This is a genomic window from Variovorax sp. NFACC27 (assembly GCF_048301545.1).
GTDB lineage: Bacteria > Pseudomonadota > Gammaproteobacteria > Burkholderiales > Burkholderiaceae_C > Variovorax > Variovorax gossypii.
Genome location: NZ_CP157613.1, coordinates 2,582,356 through 2,600,423 on the forward strand (window position 1 = coordinate 2,582,356; position 18,068 = coordinate 2,600,423).

The window sequence follows — 18,068 nt, forward strand, 5'->3', positions numbered from 1 at the left end:
TTCAGGAGGCTCCCATGGATTCGGTCGTGAACATTCCCGTGCGTTCGAACACGCGGCGTTCCCCGTCGCCGGAACTGCTTGCGCTGTTGCAAGGCAGGTTCGCTGAACGCTTTTCAACCAGCAAGGTCGTGCTGCTGCAGCACGGCACCGACGAATCGACCTACCCGCCGCAGCCGCCCGACGCGGTGGTGTTCGTGCGCAGTACCGAGGAGGCGGCTTTCGTGGTGCGTGCATGCGCTCGGGAGCGCGTGCCGGTCATCGGCTTCGGCGTGGGGTCGTCGGTGGAGGGGCATCTGCTGGCCGTCGAGGGCGGCGTGTGCGTCGACTTCTCGCAGATGAACAAGGTGCTGGCGATCCGGCCCGGCGATCTCACGGCCACCGTGGAAGCTGGCGTCACGCGCGGGCAGCTGAACGCGGCGCTGCAGGGCACGGGGTTCTTCTTCTCGGTCGATCCCGGCGCCGATGCGTCCATCGGCGGCATGGTCGCCACGGCTGCATCGGGCACCAACACCGTTCGCTACGGCACGATGCGCGACAACCTCGTGAGCCTGACGGTGATCACGGCCGACGGCGACATCGTGCGCACCGCCTCGCGGGCTCGCAAGAGCTCGGCGGGCTACAACCTCACACAGCTGTACTGCGGATCCGAAGGCACGTTGGGGCTGATCGCCGAGGCCACGGTGCGGCTGCATCCGCACCCGGAGACGTATGCCGCGGTGGTGGTGCATTTTCCGTCCGTGCGCGCGGCGGTCGACTGCGTGATCGAGTCGATCCAGACGGGCGTGCCGTTGGCGCGCGCCGAGCTGCTGGATGCGCTGACCATCCGCGCGGTGAATGCGCACAGCCGCACCACGCTGGGCGAACACCCCACGCTGTTCCTGGAGTTCGGCGGCAGCCAGGCGCAGGTCGACGAGCAGGCTGCGGTCGTGCGGGAGATCGCGGGCAGTCACGGGGGTGGCGCCTTCCAGTGGGCAAGGCTGCCGGAGGAGCGTTCGCGGCTGTGGACACCACGCCATCACGCCTACTTCGCCTGCCTGCAGCTGAAGGCGGGCAGCCGCAGCCTGAGCACCGACGCCTGCGTGCCGCTGTCCGCGCTCGCGCAGTGCATCGAGGAGACGCAGGCCGACATCGCCGAGCACGGCCTGCTCGTGCCGGTGCTGGGTCATGTCGGCGATGGCAATTTCCATTGCCTGGTGCTGGTGGACCCCGGCAGCGCACAGGAGAACGAGGCCGCCGAGGCCTTCAGCCACCGTTTGGTGCAGCGCGCGCTGCGCCACGGCGGCACGTCGACAGGCGAGCACGGCGTGGGGCTGCACAAGATGAAGTATTTGGTCGAGGAGCACGGCGCGCACGGCGTGGCGCTGATGCGCGCGGTGAAGAAGGCGCTGGATCCGCACGACATCTTCAACCCCGGAAAGGTCGTCGGCCTGGCGGAAGGCTGAGCGCGGCGGGCAGGGTGTGCCGCCTAGAATCTCCGGCCTCGCCCGCGCTCCGCGGCGTGCGGCCGGAGGTCTTTCGATGGAGTTGCGCCAGTTCAAGTACTTCGTTGCCATCGTGGATTGCGGCAGCCTGTCGCGCGCCGCGCAGCAGCTCTTCATTGCGCAGTCGGCCCTGAGCAAGCAGATGGCCGAGCTGGAGAGCGAGCTCGGCACACAGCTGCTGCTGCGCAGCCGCAACGGCGTGGCGATGACCGAGGCGGGCAAGGTCTTCTACGAATACGCGCAGGGCATCACCAAGCAGGTGCGCGACGCCAGGGCCGCGGTGCATGTGGCGGCCGAGTCGGTGTCGGGATCGGTGGTCGCGGCGCTGCCGCAGAGCGTGTCGCCCATGATCGCGCTGCCGCTGATGCGCGCGGCGGCACGCCGCTATCCCGACGTGGTGCTGCACCTGAACGAGGAGCTCACCGGCAACATGGCCGACCAGCTGCTGCGCGGCCGGGTCGACGTGGCTATGTTCTCGCCCGCGATGCCGGCGGAGGACATCCAGTTCACTCCGCTGGTGGAGGAAGACTTCGTGTTCCTCGATTCCCCGCAGAGCCCGCATGCGCTGCCGCCCGGCGACGTGAGCATCCAACAGGCCACCGCGCGGCCGCTGGTGTGGCCAGCGCATGCGCACGGCCACTGCACGCGCTGGCTGGTCGATGCGGTGCTGGAGCAGGCGGGGCATTCCGCGGCACAGGTGGTCGCGGAGATCAACTCGGTCTATACGCTGAAGGCGGCGGTGGAAGCGGGGCTGGGGCCGACCATCATGCCGCTCGGCCTCGCGCAGCGCGAAGTGCAGGAAGGCCGACTCGTTGCGCATCGCATCGATCTGCCGTCGATGCATCGCACGCTGGGGCTGTGCGTGTCCGTGCATCTGCCGGCCACCAACGCCAAGCGTGCGGTGTGCACGCTGATCGCGGATGTGGTGCGCGACCTGTGCGAGAGCGGCCAGTGGGCCGGCGCGCGCGCGCTCGCGCCGGCGAGGAAGGCGAAGTAAGGTCCGTCGCGCTTCAGGCGCGGCGCTTGCGGGGCGCGGCCGCCTTTGCAGGCGGCGTGAAGAGGCGGCCGATGGCTTCGCGCACGTCGGCCTTCAGGCTGTCGACGGCCTTCGCATCGCCCGACATGTGCTTGAGCAGCGCCTGCTGGAAGAGCCCGTCGAACAGCGCGTAGGTGGCAGAGGGCGACATGCCGGGCTCCTCGCCCGAGAGCTCGGCGAAGCGGCTCATGATCCGCCAGATCATGTCTTCGAGGCTCTTGTCGATCTGCACGACGTCGGCGCGGAAGGCTTCCTCGAAGAGTGCCTGCGAGCGCAGGTCGTACCAGAGGCGGTGCACGTGGCCTTCGTCGCAAAGGGTGGCGCCGAGGCTTTGCAGGAAGCCTTCCATCAGCTCGTCGTAGGTGGTGGCGCTTTCCACCGCGTGGTCGTAGCGCGTGACGCAGCGGGCCTTGTACTGCTTCACGCTGCAGATGATCAGGTCGACCTTGTCGCTGAAGTAGTAGTGCAGGACGCCGTGCGAGAACTCGGAGTTCTGCGCGATCTCGCGCAGGCTGGTGCGTGCGTAGCCCAGCGCCGCCAGCGTGGTCAGCGCGGCTTCTCCCAGTTCGGCGCGGCGCTCCGAGAACTTGTCGACCCGTGCCTTGGGCACCCGTTCGGCGTGCTTCTTTACCCGTTGATGTGTCGTCATTGAAAAGCCGGGCCGCATGCCTGCCGGCCCCTGTGTTCCTCGTGATCGCAAACCATAGCACGCAAGCGGGAGAACCCGCATCCGGCGTGTCACGGATGCCATTTTATAAAAACTTGACGAGTGACAAGAAAAATCTTGACAGTCGTAAAGTCGATTTCTAGGATGACCGCTCCATCTCACAACACATCCACAGGAGACAAGTGATGGCCAAGTTCGACTTGAAGGGGCGCCGTGCGCTCGTGACAGGCGGTGCGCGCGGCATTGGCGCGAGCATCGCCGAGGCGCTGGCCGCGGCCGGCGCTTCCGTGATGATTGGCGACGTGCTCGCCGACCTGGGGCGCGAAACCGCCGCCAGGTTGTCGGCGTCGGGGGCGAAGGTGGGCTTCGTCCCGCTCGACGTGACGAAAGACGGCGACTGGGCCTCGGCCGCCGAGACCACGGTGAAGGAGCTCGGCGGCTTCGACATCCTCGTCAACAACGCCGGCATCGAGATCACCTCGCTGGTGGTCGACGTGAATGCCGACGACCTGCGCCGCATGCTCGACGTGAACGTGGCCGGCACGCTGCTCGGCATGAAGCACGCGTTCCGCGCGATGCGCCCCGGCGGCAGCGCGGGCAACGGCGGGGCGGTGGTCAACATCGCGTCGGTCGCTGCGACCATCGCCTTCCCGGCCATTTCCGGCTATTCGGCCACCAAGTCCGCCGTCGACCGCGCCACCCGCGTCGCCGCCATGGAGTCCGGCAAGCTGGGCTACGGCGTTCGCGTCAACTGCATCTATCCGGGACTGGTGCCCACCGACATGGGCATGAAGCTCGCCCACGACATCGTCGCCGCCGGCCTCGCGCCGAGCGTGGAGGCGGCCGTGGGCGATGTGGTCGGCCAGACGCCGCTCGGGCGCCTGGGCGAAGTCGGCGACATGGCCGACGTGGTGGTCTTCCTCTGCTCCGATGCGGCTCGGTTCATCACCGGCGCCGGCATCGCGGTGGACGGCGGCATGGGCATGTGAGCACGTAGAAAAAGGAGACACGACATGAGCAGCAGCAAGAAGAAACCCGTCGTCGTATACGGTGCCTCCGGCTACACCGGCCGGCTGGTGTGCGAATACCTGCGCGAGTACAACATCCCCTTCATCGCCGCGGGCCGCAGCGCGCAGAAGGTGGAGGCGGCGATGAAGTCCAACGTGCCCGGCATCGAGACCGCGAACTACGAGGTGGTGGAAGTGGCGCATTCGGTGAGCGCGCTCACCGAGCTCTTCACCGGCGCCTCGGTGGTGCTCAACACGGTGGGGCCCTTCGCCAGGTTCGGTCCCGAAGTGGTCGATGCCTGCCTGGCAGCCGAATGCCACTACACCGACACCACCGGCGAGCAGGACTGGCTCATCACGCTCGACCAGAAGTACGGCGCGAAGTTCGCCGCCGCTGGCCTGCTGCTGTCGCCGGGCCTCGCGCACATGTACACCACCGGCGAGATCGCCGCGCAGCTGTGCCTGGAGACGCCCGGCCTCGACACGCTCGACATCGCCGTGTTCTGGGGCGGCAGCCCGACCATCGCGTCCACCCAGACCATCCTGGTCAATGCCGCCACCTCGAAGGCCTACTACCTGGAGCAGAACGAGTACGTGGAATGGCAACCCGACGCGGGCCTGTACCACCTCTCGATTCCCGGCCAGCACGAGGCTGCTCTGGCGCTGCCCTGGGGCGGCACCTCGCACCCGGTGTGGTTCAAGCGCGATCCGCGCGTGGCCAACGTGAAGGTGCTCGGCGGCGTCTTCAACAAGCCGCTGATGCAGGGCGTGCCGCATATCGTGGCGGCCGCGCTGAAGGCCACCGAAGGCATGAACGACGAAGACCGCTATGCCGCGCTGGCGCAGACCGCGGCGGGCGTGATGAACACCATGCCACCGCGCGAGAACCCGCGCATCAACAAGTCCGTCGACTCGGTGCACGCCTCCGGTCCGCTGGGCCGCGTGCACTGCGTGATCTTCGGCAACTGCAACTACAAGCAGACCGGCCTGCTGCAGGCCTATGCGGCGGCCTCGCTGCTGCAGCAGCCGCCACGGCGCGCAGGCTTCGCATCGGGCTGCCAGGCCTTCGGGCATCGTGAGCTGCTGGGCGCGCTGCGCGGCTTCGGGCTGGTGCAGGAGCCCGTGATCACCCGGATGGGTTGATCCCATGCGCCTGGTCGACTACCTCGACAAGGGCGCCCAGCTCGGCGCCCATTCGCCGTGCCTCACCATGGGCGGCACCAGCCTGAGCTATGCCCAGGTGCAGCGCATCAGCTGGCGCGTGGCGCGGGGCCTGCAGCGCGCCGGCATCCGGCCCGGAGACAAGGTGGCAGTGCTGTCGAGCAACGACGCGACGGCATTCGCCACTGTCTTCGGCATATCGCGCGCGGGCTGCGTGTGGTGCCCGATCAATCCGCGCAACGAGGCGGGCGAGAACGCCTACGTGCTCGATGCCTTCGATTGCGCGTGCCTGGTCTTCCACGGCAACTACGCGCCCATGGTCGAGCAGATGCGGTCGCAGCTGCCCAAGCTGCGGGCGCTGGTGTGCCTGGATCAGCGGCAGCCTTTCGCACCCTCGATGGACGACTGGCTGGAGGGCCTGGACGATTCACCCTTCGACATCGCCCCGCCCGACGACGTCGCGATGATCGCCGGCACAGGCGGCACCACCGGCCAGCCCAAGGGCGTGATGCTGTCGGGGCGCAATCTCGAGGCGATGTCGGCGCTGACGCTGATGGGCTATCCCTTCGAAGGCCGACCCGTCTACCTTGCGCTGGCACCGCTCACGCATGCGGCCGGCGTGCTGTGCCTGCCGGTGATGGCGCTGGGCGGGCAGGTCGTGATCATGCCCAGGCCCGACCTGGGCGAGTTCCTCGGCCTTATCGAGCAGCATCGCGTCACCCACACCTTCCTGCCGCCGACGCTGATCTACATGCTGCTGCAGCACCCGCAGCTCGCACAGACGAAGCTCGATTCGCTGCAGTGCTTCTGGTACGGCGCCGCGCCCATGTCGGCCGCGAGGCTCGAAGAGGCGCTGCAGAAGATCGGCCCCGTCATGGCCCAGCTCTTCGGGCAGACCGAGGCGCCGATGATGATCTCGATGATGTCGCCGCGCGAGCACTTCAACGCCGACGGTACCGTCGCGCGGCATCGCCTGTCCTCGGCGGGCAGGCCGGGTCCGCTCGTGCAGGTGGGCGTGATGAACGGCGATGGCGCGCTGCTGCCCACGGGCGAGAGCGGCGAGATCGTGGTGCGCGGCTCGCTCGTGATGCTCGGCTATTACAGGAACCCGCAGGCCACCGAGGAGGCCTCGCGCCACGGCTGGCATCACACGGGCGACATCGGCTACCTCGATGCCGACGGCTTCCTCTACATCGTCGACCGCGCCAAGGACATGATCATCTCGGGCGGTTTCAACGTCTACTCGGCCGAGGTCGAGCAGGTGCTGATGCAGCATCCCGACGTGCAGGACAGCGCCGTCGTCGGCCTGCCCGACGAGAAGTGGGGCGAGCGCGTGGTGGCCGTGCTGCAGCTGCATGCCGGGCGGCAGGTGGACCCGGACGAGATCAAGTCCTTCGTCAAGGCGCGCATCGGCAGCGTGAAGGCGCCCAAGCAGATCGAGCTGTGGCTCGACCTGCCGCGCTCCAAGGTGGGCAAGGTGCTGAAGAAGGAGGTGCGGGCTGCGCTGCTGCAGCGCGCGGATCAGCCGCCGCGCTGATAGTGGTCGTGGTGCGCCCGGCGCAGCTCGAACTTCTGGATCTTGCCGGTGGAGGTCATCGGTAGCGCCGGCAGGAAGACGACCTGCTTCGGCACCTCGAAGCCGCCCAGGTGCTCCTTGCAGTGCGCGATCAGCGCGGCCTCCTCGAAGTCCGCGGGCGCGTCGGGCCTGCGCGTGACGAAGGCGGTGATGGCCTCGCCCCAGCGCTCGTGCGGCAGGCCCACCACCGCGGCGTTGAGCACGGCGGGGTGCCGCAACAGCACTTCCTCGACCTTGATCGACGGCACGTTCTCGCCGCCCGACTTGACCATGTCCTTCAGCCGGTCGAGGAAGACCAGCTGCCCGTCAGCGTCGAGCTTGCCCAGGTCGCCCGAGTGATGCCAGCCGAAGCGCTGTGCGTTCGCCGTCGCCTCGGGGTCGTTGTAGTAGCCGAGCATCACGTTGGGGCCGCGAAAGACGATCTCGCCGACCTGCTCGGGCCCCAGCAGCGCGCCGTCGTCACCCATCACCGCGACCTCGTTCACCAGCGTGGCCACGCCCCAGTAGGAGCCGAAGCGCCGGCGCTGTTCGTGCGTCTCGAAGATGGTGGCGCCGGGGTACATCTCTGTCTGGCCCGAGGCCAGCGCGAAGTTGGGGCAGAACTCCTCGAGCAGGCGCAGCAGCAGCGAGCGCGACATCGGCGCCATCGCGTAGACGCAGAGCCTCAGGCTCGAGAGGTCGCGCGTCGCGCGCTGCGGGTGCGCGAGCAGCGCGCCGTACATCATCGGCAAGCCCACCGTCACGGTGATGCGGTGCCGTTCGATGGCCGCGAGCATCGCGCCCGGATCGAAGCCGCGCAACACCACCAGCGAGCCGCCCACTGCCAGTGCCGACATCGCCACCGTGTGCTGACCGCAGTGGAAGAGCGGCAGCACGGCGCTCCACACGTCGGCGCGCTCGGGGCTGCTGCCCCATTCGACCATGTTGCTCAGCAGCACCGAATGCACCGAGGCGTGCGAATGCATCACGCCCTTCTGGCGGCCGGTGGTGCCGCTCGTGTACATGATGAGCGCGAGTTGCGTGCTGTCGATGTGCACGTCGGGCAGCGTGGTGGGTCCTTGCGAGATGACCTGCGGCACGGTCGGCAGGCCGGCCGGCGGCGTGTCTCCGTCGAGCACGCACAGCATCGGCGCGATGCCGTTCGCATCGAACAGGCCACGCAGTTCGGGCTTCGCGTGCAGCGCGGTGTCGATCACGATGTGGCGAACGCCAGCGTGCGCGAGGATGTAGCCGACGGCCTCCACTGCCAGCGCGGTGTTGATCGGCACCCACACCAACCCAGCCTTCTGGATGCCCAGCATGGCGACAACCATCTGGATCGAGTTGTTGCACAGCATGCCGACGCGGTCGCCGCTCGCGAGGCCAAGGCCCAGCAGGTGGTGTGCGAAGCGGTTCGACGCGGCGTCGAGTTCGCCGTAGGTCATGCGATGCTCGCCCTCTATCAGCGCGGTGCGTGCGCCGAAGCGGCGGGCGCTGCGATGGATCACGTCTCCCAGCGCGATGCGCGAGATGCGCGAATGGAACTGCGGCGGCACAGGGCCGGTGGCGGCTGCGGGCATGCTCTTCGTCTCCGTTCTTCGATGGTGGGCGCAGCCTAAGGCCGTGCGCCGAACCGCGTCTTGCGAAGACTGGCTGCCGCGGCGCTAAAGTGCCGCCATGCGCAGACACCTTTCCACGACCACCGGTCCCCAACGTCTTCTCTACGGTGCTGTCGCCGGCTGTGCCGTCACGGCCGCGCTGATGTCGGTGCCCATGAGCGGCATGACGCGCGGGCTGACCGGATGGTGCACGGCGGTGGGCGTGCACCAGGTGCTGGCATGGTGGCTGGCCTGCACCTTCGACGCGAAGCGCACGCGCGAACGGGCGCAGTCGCTGGACCAGCCCAACGTGGTGATCCTCGTGTCGATGCTGGTGGTCGTGGCGATGAGCGTGGTGGCCATCGCCCTGCTGCTCCAGCAGGTGAAAGGATTGAGTGGCTGGGAGCGCGCCGGGCACGTGGCGCTGGGCCTCGTGGCGCTGGCTGGCTCGTGGCTGACGATGCACACCATCTACGCCTTCCACTACGCGCACCGCTACTACATCGACCAGCGGGACGGAACGCCCGACGGCGGCCTCGACTTTCCGGGCAAGGGCGACGACGCCCCCGACTACTTCGACTTTCTCTACTACTCCTACGTGATCGGCATGACCTCGCAGGTATCCGACGTGCAGGCCACCTCGAAGGAGATGCGGCGCATCACGCTGCTGCACAGCATGCTGGCCTTCGCCTTCAACATGCTCGTGCTGGCGCTTTCGGTGAATGTCGTCGCGGGCGCCGTCTAGGCGCCCCCGCGATGCAGGCTCAGGCCGGGGCCTTGCGCGGCCATCCCGGCTTGACGATACCGGTCGACAGCGCCACGCCGCACACGATCACCAGCGCGCAGATCAGCATCCACTGCGTGATGTTTTCGCCCAGGAACACCGCGCCGTAGAAGAGCGCGAACACCGGCACCAGGAAGGTCACCGTCAGTGCGCGGGCCGGCCCGGCGCGCTCGATCAGCCGGAAGAACAGGATGTAGGCCACCCCCGTGCAGGCGATGCCCAGTGCCAGCAGAGCGAGCCATGCGCGCAGGCTCGGCATCTGTGCCGGCCAGAGCAGGATGGCGGGCAGGGCGAGGAAGGCGGTGGCGCCGATCTGGCTGCCGGTGGCCGTGGTCAGCGCGGGCACGCCGCCCAGGTAGGCGCGCGTGGCGCTGGCCGAGATGCCGTAGCACAGGCAGGCGCCCAGGCAGGCCAGCACCGCGAAGAGCGCGGCATTGCTGCTGGCGCCGGCATGCAGGCCGGCGCTGCGGCTGGCGAGCATCGCCACGCCGGCGAAGCCGATCAGCAACCCGACGAGGCGCCAGTTCGCGGGGCGCTCGCGAAACCAGGCCCAGGCCACGAGCGCGCCGAACATCGGCGTGGTGGCGTTGAGCACCGCCGCGAGGCCGGTGTTGATGGTCAGCAGCGCGAAGCAGAAGAGCGCGAAGGGCATGCCCGAGTTGAAGACGCCGACCAGCAGGCTGGCCTTCCAGTGCTTCGCCAGCGACGGCCCCTGTCCACGCAGCAGCGCGATGGGCAACAGGAACAGCGCGGCGATCGCCACCCGCACCGCGGCCGTCGGCAACGCGCCGAACTCCGCGGCGCCTATGCGCATGAAGAGAAAGGAAGCGCCCCACAGCGCGCCCAGCAGCACCAGGTCGATGAGCCAGGCGGTCGGTGCGAGGGGTTTGGCGGCGGTGGCGGTTCCGGTTGCGGGGGCGTTGTTGTTCTGCGTTGTGGTCATGCGTCCTCGGTCGTTCTTTTCTGCTGTGCGCCCGGAAGGCTCAGATTGCCTTTTCGAGCTGCAGCAATGCTGTCTTGCGTTCGAGCCCCCCAGCGTAACCGGTCAGCGAGCCGTCCGAGCCCAGCACGCGGTGGCAGGGCACGATCACGCTGATCGGGTTGCGCCCCACGGCCGCTCCCACCGCGCGCACCGCGGCCGGATTGCCCACGGTGACGCTGAGGGCGCCATAGCTGGTGGTGGCGCCCGCCGGAATGGCCAGCAATTGCTGCCACACGCTCTGCTGGAAGGCGGTGCCGTGCGACAGGTCGAGCTTCATGTCGAAGCTGTCGCGCTTGCCGGCGAAGTAGTCGCGCAGCTGGGCGGCGGCTTCGACCAGCGCGGGGTGGTCTTCCTTGGTGACCCAGCCGCTGGTGTCGGGCCAGTGGCGTTGCTGGTCGAACCAGACGCCGGCCAGCCCCTTGTCGGTGGCCGCCATCGTGAGGCCGCCGAGCGGCGTGTCGATGTGCGAGGTGTAGATGACTTTGCTCTTGAACTTCATGACGCTTCAGGCTGCGACGCCTGCCGTGGTGATTGGAGGAGATTCGGTGTCCGCCGTTTCGGCTGCATTGGCGGAGGGTGCCGGGGCAACGGCGGTTGGCGCATGCCAGGCCCGCAGCACCGCGTAGCTGCGCCAGGGCCGCCATGCCAGCGAGGCCTCGCTGGCGGCGCGGGCCGTGGTCACGCCCAGCGCCTTCTGCAGCGCGACGTCGCCGGCCGGAAAGGCATCGGGCCAGCGCAGCGCGCGCATCGCGATGTACTGCGCGGTCCAGGCGCCGATGCCGGGCAGCTCCTGCAGCGCGGCGATGGTGGAAGGCACGTCGGCACCCGCATGCAGCGCCAGCTTGCCTGAGGCGACTTCGCGCGCGATGGCGTGCAGCGCGGTCTGCCGCTGCCGCACGATGCCGAGGCGGCCCAGCTCGTCGCCGCTCGCGGCGGCAATCGCCGCAGGAGTGGGAAACAGGCGAGTCAGCCCCTCGATGGGCGCGGCCAGCGGTTCGCCGAAGGCCTCGACCAGCCGCGAGCCGAGCGTGCGCGCCGCGGCCACCGTGATCTGCTGGCCCAGCACCGCGCGCACCGCGAGCTCGAAGCCGTCGACCGCGCCGGGCACGCGCAGCCCGTCGCCATGCGGAAAGGCCGCGTGCAGCGCCGCGTTGATGGCCATCGGCTCCGCATCGAGGTCGAACAGCGCGCGGGCGCGGCTGATGACGATGGGCAGCACCGCGGCCAGCGAATCGCTGACCGACAGCAGCATCTGCTCGCGCTCGAGGTCGAAGCGCAGCTGCAGCCAGCCGGCGTGGGCCTGTCCGCCGTGCTGGATGCGCAGCGTTCGGGTCAGCTTCGAATAGACCGGCGTGCTGCCCTTGGCGGGCTCCTTGCCGTCGGCCGTGGAGACGACCTCGACGCCGCGCAGCGCACGGCGCGCGAAGAAGCCGAGCATGGCATTGGCGTCGTAGGGCGGGCGGAAGCCCAGCCGCACCTCGATGGCCCTGCCTTCGCCGCCCTCGGCGATGGCGCCGCCGGCACGCCGCAGCGCGCTGGGGTTCAGGCCGTAGTGTTCGAGGAAGGCCGCGTTGAAGCGCCGCACGCTCGCGAATCCGCTGGCCAGCGCCACCTGCGTCATCGGCAGGCGGGTGTCGGCGATGAGCTGCTTGGCGGCCAGCAGGCGGCGCGTTTGCAGGTATTGCAGGGGCGAGACGCCGAACTGGGCCTCGAAGATGCGCCGCAGATGGCGGTCGCTCACGCCCAGGCGGGCCGCGATCTGCGCCGCGCCGGGGCCGTCTTCCGACCAGGCGTCGGGCTCGTCGATCAGCCGCGCCGCCTGCAGCGCGAGGATGCGCGAGGCGTCTTCGGTCGACCAGCTGGCCGCGCGCGGCGCGAGCTCGGGCCGGCAGCGCAGGCAGGGGCGGAAGCCGGCGGCCTCGGCCTGTGCCGCATGGCGGAAGAACCGGCAGTTCTCGCGCCGCGGCAGCTTGACGCGACAGACCGGTCGGCAATAGATGCCGGTGGAGGTCACTGCGGTGAAGAACGACCCGTCGAAGCGCGCGTCATGCGTCTTCATCGCCAGGTAGCAGGCGTCGCTCTCGAGCGCTTCGGTGGAGGTTTGGTTGGCGGGCATGAAGAAATGATACGGTTTCGACTCGTTTCAACTGGCCGTTTTCGGACATGTGGGCACCCTGGGCCTTGCCTACAATGCCCCGTTTACATATCCACAGCAGGGAAACGCCTTTCATGCAGCTCAGCGCGTCGATCTTCAAGGCCTATGACATTCGCGGCGTCGTGCCGGTCACTCTCGATGCGGAGGTGGCGGAAGCGCTCGGAAGGGCCTTCGGCAGCGCCGCGCGCGCGGCGGGCGAGAAGTCGGTGGCAGTGGGACGCGACGGCCGCCTGTCGGGCCCCTCGCTGTCCGAGGCGCTGATCAAGGGCCTGGTGGCCACCGGCATCGAAGTGATCGACGTCGGCGCCGTGACCACCCCGATGCTGTACTTCGCGGCCCACACGCTGTGCAAGAGCGGTATCCAGGTCACCGGCAGCCACAACCCCAAGGACTACAACGGCTTCAAGATGGTGCTGGCCGGCCGCGCGATCTACGGCGACGAGATCCAGGGCCTGCGCAGGACCATGGAGTCTGGCTCCGCCCAGCTCGCTGCGGGCGGCAGCGTGCGCAAGGTCGACGTGACCCAGGCGTACATCGAGCGCATCGCGGGCGACATCAAGCTGGCGCGGCCGATGAAGATCGTGGTCGATTCGGGCAACGGCATCGCCGGCGCCTCGGCCCCGGCCATCTTCCGCGCCCTGGGCTGCGAGGTGACCGAGCTCTACAGCGAGGTCGACGGCAACTTCCCCAACCACCACCCCGACCCCAGCAAGCCCGAGAACCTGAAGGACCTGATCGCGGCGCTGGCCAAGGGCGACGCCGAACTGGGCCTGGCCTTCGACGGCGACGGCGACCGGCTGGGCATCGTCACCAAGGACGGCCAGAACATCTTTCCCGACCGCCAGATGCAGCTCTTTGCGCAGGACGTGCTCTCGCGCGTGCCCGGCGGCACCATCGTCTACGACGTGAAGTGCTCGCAGCGCCTGGCGCCGGCCATCGAGGCCGCGGGCGGCAAGCCGATGATCTTCAAGACCGGCCACTCGCTCATCAAGGCGAAGATGAAGGAAATCGATTCGCCGCTGGGCGGCGAGATGAGCGGCCACATCTTCTTCAAGGAGCGCTGGTTCGGCTTCGACGACGGCACCTATGCGGGCTGCCGGCTGCTCGAAATCCTGAGCAAGAGCCCGGACGCGAACGCGGTGCTCAACGCGCTGCCCACGAGCTTCTCGACGCCCGAGCTGAACGTGGCCTGCGCCGAGGGCGAGCCGCACGCGGTGGTCGACAAGCTGGTGAAGGGCGCGAACTTCGCCGCCCCCGCCAAGGTCTCGACCATCGACGGCCTGCGCGTCGACTGGCCCGATGGTTTCGGCCTGATCCGCGCTTCGAACACCACCCCCGTGCTGGTGCTGCGCTTCGAAGGCCAGACCGATGCCGCGCTGAAGCGCATCGAGGCCGAGATGCTGGCCCTTTTGAGAACCGCGAAGCCCGACGCCAAGCTGGCCGAAGCGGCACATTAGGATGACCCCCAGTCTTCGCGCACTTCGTGTCGCTGCGCCAACCCCCTTCCAGGGGGCGATACCGGTGGCCCGGCAAAGCCGGTTCCACGGTATCCCTGGCGTGAAGGGCCGTGCCGGCTTCACGCGTTGCGGGTTCTGCAACGGTGTGAAGGGGCGCTGAATCGTGCGTTCCCTGCTGCTGCGCCTCTACGGCGTCTTCACCACCGTCGTGCAACCGCTGGTGCGCCGCAAGCTGCGACGCCGCGCGGAGGCCGAGCCGGGCTATGGCGTGGCCGTGGAGGAGCGCTTCGGCTACTACGACGAAGCCACCACCGGCCAGGCCCAGTGCTGGGTGCATGCGGTCTCGCTCGGCGAGACGCGCGCGGCGGCCATCCTGATCGCCGAGCTGCGGCGCCAGTACCCGGGCGTACCGATCCTGCTCACGCACGGCACCGCCACCGGCCGCGAGGAGGGCGCCAAGCTGCTCGAGCCGGGCGATACGCAGGTCTGGCAGCCCTGGGACACCCCTGGCGCGGTGCGACGCTTCCTCGACCGTTTCCAGCCGCGCATCGGCGTGCTGATGGAAACCGAGGTCTGGCCCGAGATGACGGCCGCCTGTGCCGAGCGCCGCATTCCGCTGGTGCTGGCCAATGCGCGCCTCAACGAGAAATCGCTGGCGGCCGCCGAGCGGCTGGCCTGGCTGGCGCGCCCCTCCTACGCGGCCCTCACGGCCGTCTGGGCGCAGACCGAGGCCGACGCCCATCGCCTGGTATCGCTCGGCGCCAAGGTGGCCGGCATCTACGGCAACCTCAAGTTCGACGCCACGCCTGACGCGCGGCAGCTCGCCACGGCCAACTCGCTGCGCGAGCGCCTGCCCAAGCCGATGGTCGTGCTCGCGAGCTCGCGCGACGGCGAGGAGCGCATGCTGCTCGAAGTGCTCAAGCGCTTCGGCGCGACTTCACCGGTGCCGCCGGAGCAGGGCGCGATCCGCTCGATCTCCAAGCGGGTGCACGACGTGCAATGGATGATCGTGCCGCGCCATCCGCAGCGCTTCGACGAGGTGGCCGAGCTGATCGAGGCCGAGGGCTTCGCGGTGGCGCGCCGCAGCGCCGCCGGCCAGCCGGCCGAGGCCGAGATCTGGCTCGGCGACTCGCTGGGCGAAATGGCGCTGTACTACGGCCTGGCCGACGTGGCGCTGCTCGGCGGCAGCTTCGAGCCGCTGGGCGGGCAGAACCTGATCGAACCAGCGGCCTGCGGCTGCCCGGTGGTCATGGGGCCTTCCACATTCAACTTCGCCGAGGCGGCGCAGCTCTCGCTGGCTGCCGGCGCATCGCTGCGCGTCGAAGGCATGGAGCAGGCCGTGACGGCCGCGCTGAAGCTGGTGGAGAACCCCGAGCGCCGCGCCGCGATGGCGCAGGCCGCGCTGGCGTTCTCGTCGTCGAACCGCGGTGCGGCCGAACGCACGGCCGCTGCGGTGCTGGCGATCGCGCAGGCGGCGGAGCCGGTGACGGAGCAGGGCGTGCCGGTGGAGGCTGTCGAGCCTGCGCGGGCCGAGCCCACGCTGGACTGATCGAGGCCGGAGCTCCGGCGCTCAGCGCACCGGCGGGTTCAGGATCACCGGCGGCACGGGTGCCGTGGGCATCGTCGGCGCCGGCGGATTGAAGGGCTGCACCGGCACGGGTGGAACTACCGGAATGCTCGGCGGCGTCACAGGCACCGCGGGCGCCGTCGTACCGCGATCGGGGCCGATGGCCGGCGGCACGGCCGGCACGCTGCCGTTGCTCGCCAGCGTGGCGTTGATCGCATTCATGTCGTCGGTCGTCAGCGTGCCGTTGGCCTGGCGCAGCTTCAGGTTGCCCAGCAGCACGTTGTAGCGCGCCTGCGCGAGGTCGCGCTTGGTCTGGTAGAGCTGGCTCTGCGAGTTCAGCACGTCGATGTTGATGCGCACGCCGACCTGGTAGCCGAGCCGGTTGGCGTCGAGCGCGCTCTGACTCGACGCTTCGGCCGCTTCCAGCGCCTTCACCTGTCCCGCGCCGGAAACGAGCCCGAGATAGGCCGCGCGCGTGGCCTGCGCCACGCTGCGGCGCGTGCCCTCGAGCACGCTGCGCGACTGGTCTTCCAGCGCCAGCGTTTCCTTGATGCGGTTCTCGGTCGCGAAGCCGGCGAACAGCGGCATGTTGAAGGTCACGCCCACCGTGGTCGCGTTGACGCGGGTGCCGACGGTGCTCGTGCTGGTGCCGGTCGGGTTGCGCGTGATGTTGTAGCCAAGGTTGGCGTCGAGGGTGGGCTTGTGGCCGGCCTTGGCCTTGTCCACCTCGAGCCCGGCCACGTCGAGGCCCAGGCGGGCCTGCTTGATGGCGGGATGCACCTCGTCGGCCTGCGACACCCAGGCGTTGATGTCCGCGGGCGTGGCCGTGGGCAGCACCACCGGCACCGTCAGCGGCACCGGCACGCTGCCGGGCCGGCCGACCAGCTGGTCGAGCACCACCTTCTTCACCTGCAGGTCGTTCTCGGCGGCGATTTCCTGCGCGATCACCAGGTCGTAGCGGGCCTGCGCCTCGCGCGAGTCGGTGATGGTGGAGGTGCCGACCTCGAAGTTGCGCTTGGCGGAAGCCAGCTGCTCGGCCACCGCGACCTTCTGCGCGCGCACGAGCGCCAGGCTGTCCTGGCTCGCGAGCACGTCGAAGTAGGCCTGGCTCACGCGCACGATCAGGTCCTGTTCCGCGATGGTGAGCACCGCCTGCGCGATGTCGGCCTGCCGCTTGCCCTGCTCGTAGGTCGCCCAGTTGGCGGGGCGGTACAGCGGCTGGGTGGCGTTGATGCCGACGTTCTGCGTGGTGAAGTCGCGCGGCGTGCTGGTGCCGCGGCCGGTGCCCGTGAGGGTTTCGATGTCGAGGTCGCTGCGCGTCACGCCGGCCGTGAGCCCCACGGCGGGCAGGATGCCGGCCTTGGCCTGCGCGGCGCGCGCGATGCTCGCGTCGTACTGGGCCCGCGCGCCCTGGTAGGTGGCGTCGAAGCCGCGGGCGGATTCGTAGAGTTCGTTCAGTGTCTGGGCCTGGGTCAGGGCCGGCGATGCGAGCAGGGCTGCGAAGGTGGTTGCGAGCGCTGCGGAAAGAGGCGAAAGCCGGGGCCTGGAAGGCATTGAACGTCCTTGGGGAAAGAATCAGTAGCGCGGGACCGTGGGGTCGTGCGAGGACCAGGCGTCGATGCCGCCCGCCACGTTGGCGAGCTGGTCAAAGCCGTTCTGGTTCAGGAAGGCGGCCACGCGCTGGCTGCGCGCGCCGTGATGGCACAAACAGGCGATGCGTTGGCCGTCATTCAGCTCGGCCAGCCGCCCGGGGATCTCGTTCATCGGAATCGCCACCAGGGTGAAGCCCTGGGGCGCGACGCTCGCCGTCTGCAGCTCCCAGGGTTCGCGCACGTCGAGCAGCACGGGGGCTGCGTCGGCGTTCTGTGCGAACCAGGCGGCAAGGTCGGCGGGGCGGACTTGATCGATCATTCTTTGCTCGACCGTCTGCTCAGAACGAGAAGCGCGAAGGCTCGGGGAAGTTCAGCAGGCGCGGGGCCATCGTGTCCCAGGGCTGGATGGTTTCCCACTTGCTTTCGCTGGTGCGGGTGACGAAGTGGGCGCGCATCATGGGCTCTTCGCCCACGATGGCCGAGAGGCGGCCGCCGACCTTGAGCGAACCCAGCAGGTTCTGCGGAATGCGGGCGACGGAGCCGCTGAGCACGATCACGTCGAAGCTCGGGCCGCTGGGCAGGGGCACGGCGCCGTCGGCATTGCGCACCTCGACGTTGGTCACGCCGTTCTGGCGCAGCGTCTCGGCGGCGCGGGCGGCCAGCACGGGGTTGATTTCCAGCGAGAGCACCTGGGCGGCGCGGGCGCCGAGCAGGGCGGCCATGAAGCCGGAGCCGGTGCCGATCTCGAGCACGGTCTCGTGCTTCTGGATGTGCAGGTCCTGCAGCGTGCGGGCCTCGACCTTGGGCGACAGCATGATCTCGCCGGGCACGGAGCCGTCGAGCAGCGGCAGTTCCATGTCGAAGAACGAGAGCGTGCGGTGCGCGTCGGGCACGTAGTCCTCGCGGTGGATTTCGGCCAGCAGCTCGAGGATGTCGTTGTCGAGCACGTCCCAGGGACGGATCTGTTGCTCGATCATGTTGAAGCGCAAGCGCTCGAGGGTAGGGGTGGGGTTCATGGCGTGGCTT

16 protein-coding genes are annotated in these 18,068 nt (G+C 69.1%); 8 read left to right on the forward strand and 8 right to left on the reverse strand.

Features of this window, described 5'->3' with window-relative positions:
* Positions 1 to 14 precede the first annotated feature (14 nt).
* Both ABL840_RS12005 and ABL840_RS12010 read left to right on the forward strand, forming a co-directional pair.
* Positions 15 to 1,442, forward strand: coding sequence for an FAD-binding oxidoreductase (locus ABL840_RS12005; protein ID WP_093300981.1), 1,428 nt, complete (start codon positions 15 to 17; stop codon positions 1,440 to 1,442).
* A gap of 76 nt (positions 1,443 to 1,518) precedes the next feature.
* On the forward strand, positions 1,519 to 2,478 hold the full coding sequence (locus tag ABL840_RS12010) for a LysR substrate-binding domain-containing protein (RefSeq protein WP_093300979.1): 960 nt from the start codon (positions 1,519 to 1,521) through the stop codon (positions 2,476 to 2,478).
* Between the two features lie 13 nt (positions 2,479 to 2,491).
* Here ABL840_RS12010 and ABL840_RS12015 read toward each other — a convergent pair whose 3' ends face one another.
* Entirely contained in the window at positions 2,492 to 3,166 is a 675-nt protein-coding gene (locus ABL840_RS12015; protein ID WP_103893584.1) for a TetR/AcrR family transcriptional regulator, read from the reverse strand.
* 203 nt (positions 3,167 to 3,369) lie between these two features.
* Between ABL840_RS12015 and ABL840_RS12020 the strand changes: the two genes are divergently transcribed.
* From ABL840_RS12020 to ABL840_RS12030, 3 genes are read left to right on the forward strand one after another with little or no spacing between them, the layout of a single operon-like run.
* On the forward strand, positions 3,370 to 4,173 hold the full coding sequence (locus ABL840_RS12020; protein WP_093300978.1) for an SDR family NAD(P)-dependent oxidoreductase: 804 nt from the start codon (positions 3,370 to 3,372) through the stop codon (positions 4,171 to 4,173).
* 24 nt (positions 4,174 to 4,197) lie between these two features.
* Complete coding sequence (locus ABL840_RS12025; RefSeq protein ID WP_093300976.1) at positions 4,198 to 5,334, forward strand: DUF5938 domain-containing protein; 1,137 nt, start codon at positions 4,198 to 4,200, stop codon at positions 5,332 to 5,334.
* A gap of 4 nt (positions 5,335 to 5,338) precedes the next feature.
* On the forward strand, positions 5,339 to 6,889 hold the full coding sequence (locus ABL840_RS12030; protein WP_093300975.1) for an acyl-CoA synthetase: 1,551 nt from the start codon (positions 5,339 to 5,341) through the stop codon (positions 6,887 to 6,889).
* Here the strand turns inward: ABL840_RS12030 and ABL840_RS12035 are convergent.
* Positions 6,874 to 8,487: a class I adenylate-forming enzyme family protein gene (locus ABL840_RS12035; protein ID WP_093300973.1), complete on the reverse strand. Its 1,614-nt coding sequence runs from the start codon at positions 8,485 to 8,487 to the stop codon at positions 6,874 to 6,876. The two genes, ABL840_RS12030 and ABL840_RS12035, sit on opposite strands and share 16 nt — an antisense overlap.
* A 97-nt stretch (positions 8,488 to 8,584) precedes the next feature.
* On the opposite strand from ABL840_RS12035, the gene ABL840_RS12040 reads away from it, so the two are divergent.
* Entirely contained in the window at positions 8,585 to 9,250 is a 666-nt protein-coding gene (locus ABL840_RS12040; protein ID WP_093300971.1) for a DUF1345 domain-containing protein, read from the forward strand.
* Between the two features lie 19 nt (positions 9,251 to 9,269).
* Here the strand turns inward: ABL840_RS12040 and ABL840_RS12045 are convergent, their stop codons facing one another.
* From ABL840_RS12045 to ABL840_RS12055, 3 genes are read right to left on the reverse strand one after another with little or no spacing between them, the layout of a single operon-like run.
* Positions 9,270 to 10,232, reverse strand: a complete 963-nt coding sequence (locus ABL840_RS12045; protein WP_093300970.1) for a DMT family transporter — start codon at positions 10,230 to 10,232, stop codon at positions 9,270 to 9,272.
* Positions 10,233 to 10,272: 40 nt separating this feature from the next.
* The gene (locus tag ABL840_RS12050) at positions 10,273 to 10,770 is read right to left on the reverse strand and encodes a methylated-DNA--[protein]-cysteine S-methyltransferase (protein WP_093300968.1); all 498 of its coding nucleotides are present in this window, start codon (positions 10,768 to 10,770) and stop codon (positions 10,273 to 10,275) included.
* Positions 10,771 to 10,776: 6 nt separating this feature from the next.
* Positions 10,777 to 12,387, reverse strand: a complete 1,611-nt coding sequence (locus ABL840_RS12055; RefSeq protein WP_093300967.1) for a DNA-3-methyladenine glycosylase 2 family protein — start codon at positions 12,385 to 12,387, stop codon at positions 10,777 to 10,779.
* A 113-nt stretch (positions 12,388 to 12,500) separates the two neighbouring features.
* On the opposite strand from ABL840_RS12055, the gene ABL840_RS12060 reads away from it, so the two are divergent.
* Both ABL840_RS12060 and ABL840_RS12065 read left to right on the forward strand, forming a co-directional pair.
* Positions 12,501 to 13,883, forward strand: coding sequence for a phosphomannomutase/phosphoglucomutase (locus ABL840_RS12060; protein ID WP_093300965.1), 1,383 nt, complete (start codon positions 12,501 to 12,503; stop codon positions 13,881 to 13,883).
* 163 nt (positions 13,884 to 14,046) lie between these two features.
* The gene (locus ABL840_RS12065) at positions 14,047 to 15,432 is read left to right on the forward strand and encodes a 3-deoxy-D-manno-octulosonic acid transferase (protein ID WP_093300964.1); all 1,386 of its coding nucleotides are present in this window, start codon (positions 14,047 to 14,049) and stop codon (positions 15,430 to 15,432) included.
* Positions 15,433 to 15,453: 21 nt separating this feature from the next.
* Here ABL840_RS12065 and ABL840_RS12070 read toward each other — a convergent pair whose 3' ends face one another.
* Genes ABL840_RS12070 through ABL840_RS12080 form a run of 3 tightly spaced genes read right to left on the reverse strand, consistent with a single transcriptional unit; the run spans position 15,454 to position 18,058 of the window.
* Entirely contained in the window at positions 15,454 to 17,004 is a 1,551-nt protein-coding gene (locus ABL840_RS12070; protein ID WP_093300962.1) for a TolC family outer membrane protein, read from the reverse strand.
* Between the two features lie 21 nt (positions 17,005 to 17,025).
* On the reverse strand, positions 17,026 to 17,361 hold the full coding sequence (locus tag ABL840_RS12075; RefSeq protein WP_093300961.1) for a rhodanese-like domain-containing protein: 336 nt from the start codon (positions 17,359 to 17,361) through the stop codon (positions 17,026 to 17,028).
* A 19-nt stretch (positions 17,362 to 17,380) separates the two neighbouring features.
* The gene (locus tag ABL840_RS12080) at positions 17,381 to 18,058 is read right to left on the reverse strand and encodes a protein-L-isoaspartate O-methyltransferase family protein (RefSeq protein ID WP_093199388.1); all 678 of its coding nucleotides are present in this window, start codon (positions 18,056 to 18,058) and stop codon (positions 17,381 to 17,383) included.
* Between the last annotated feature and the right edge of the window lie 10 nt (positions 18,059 to 18,068).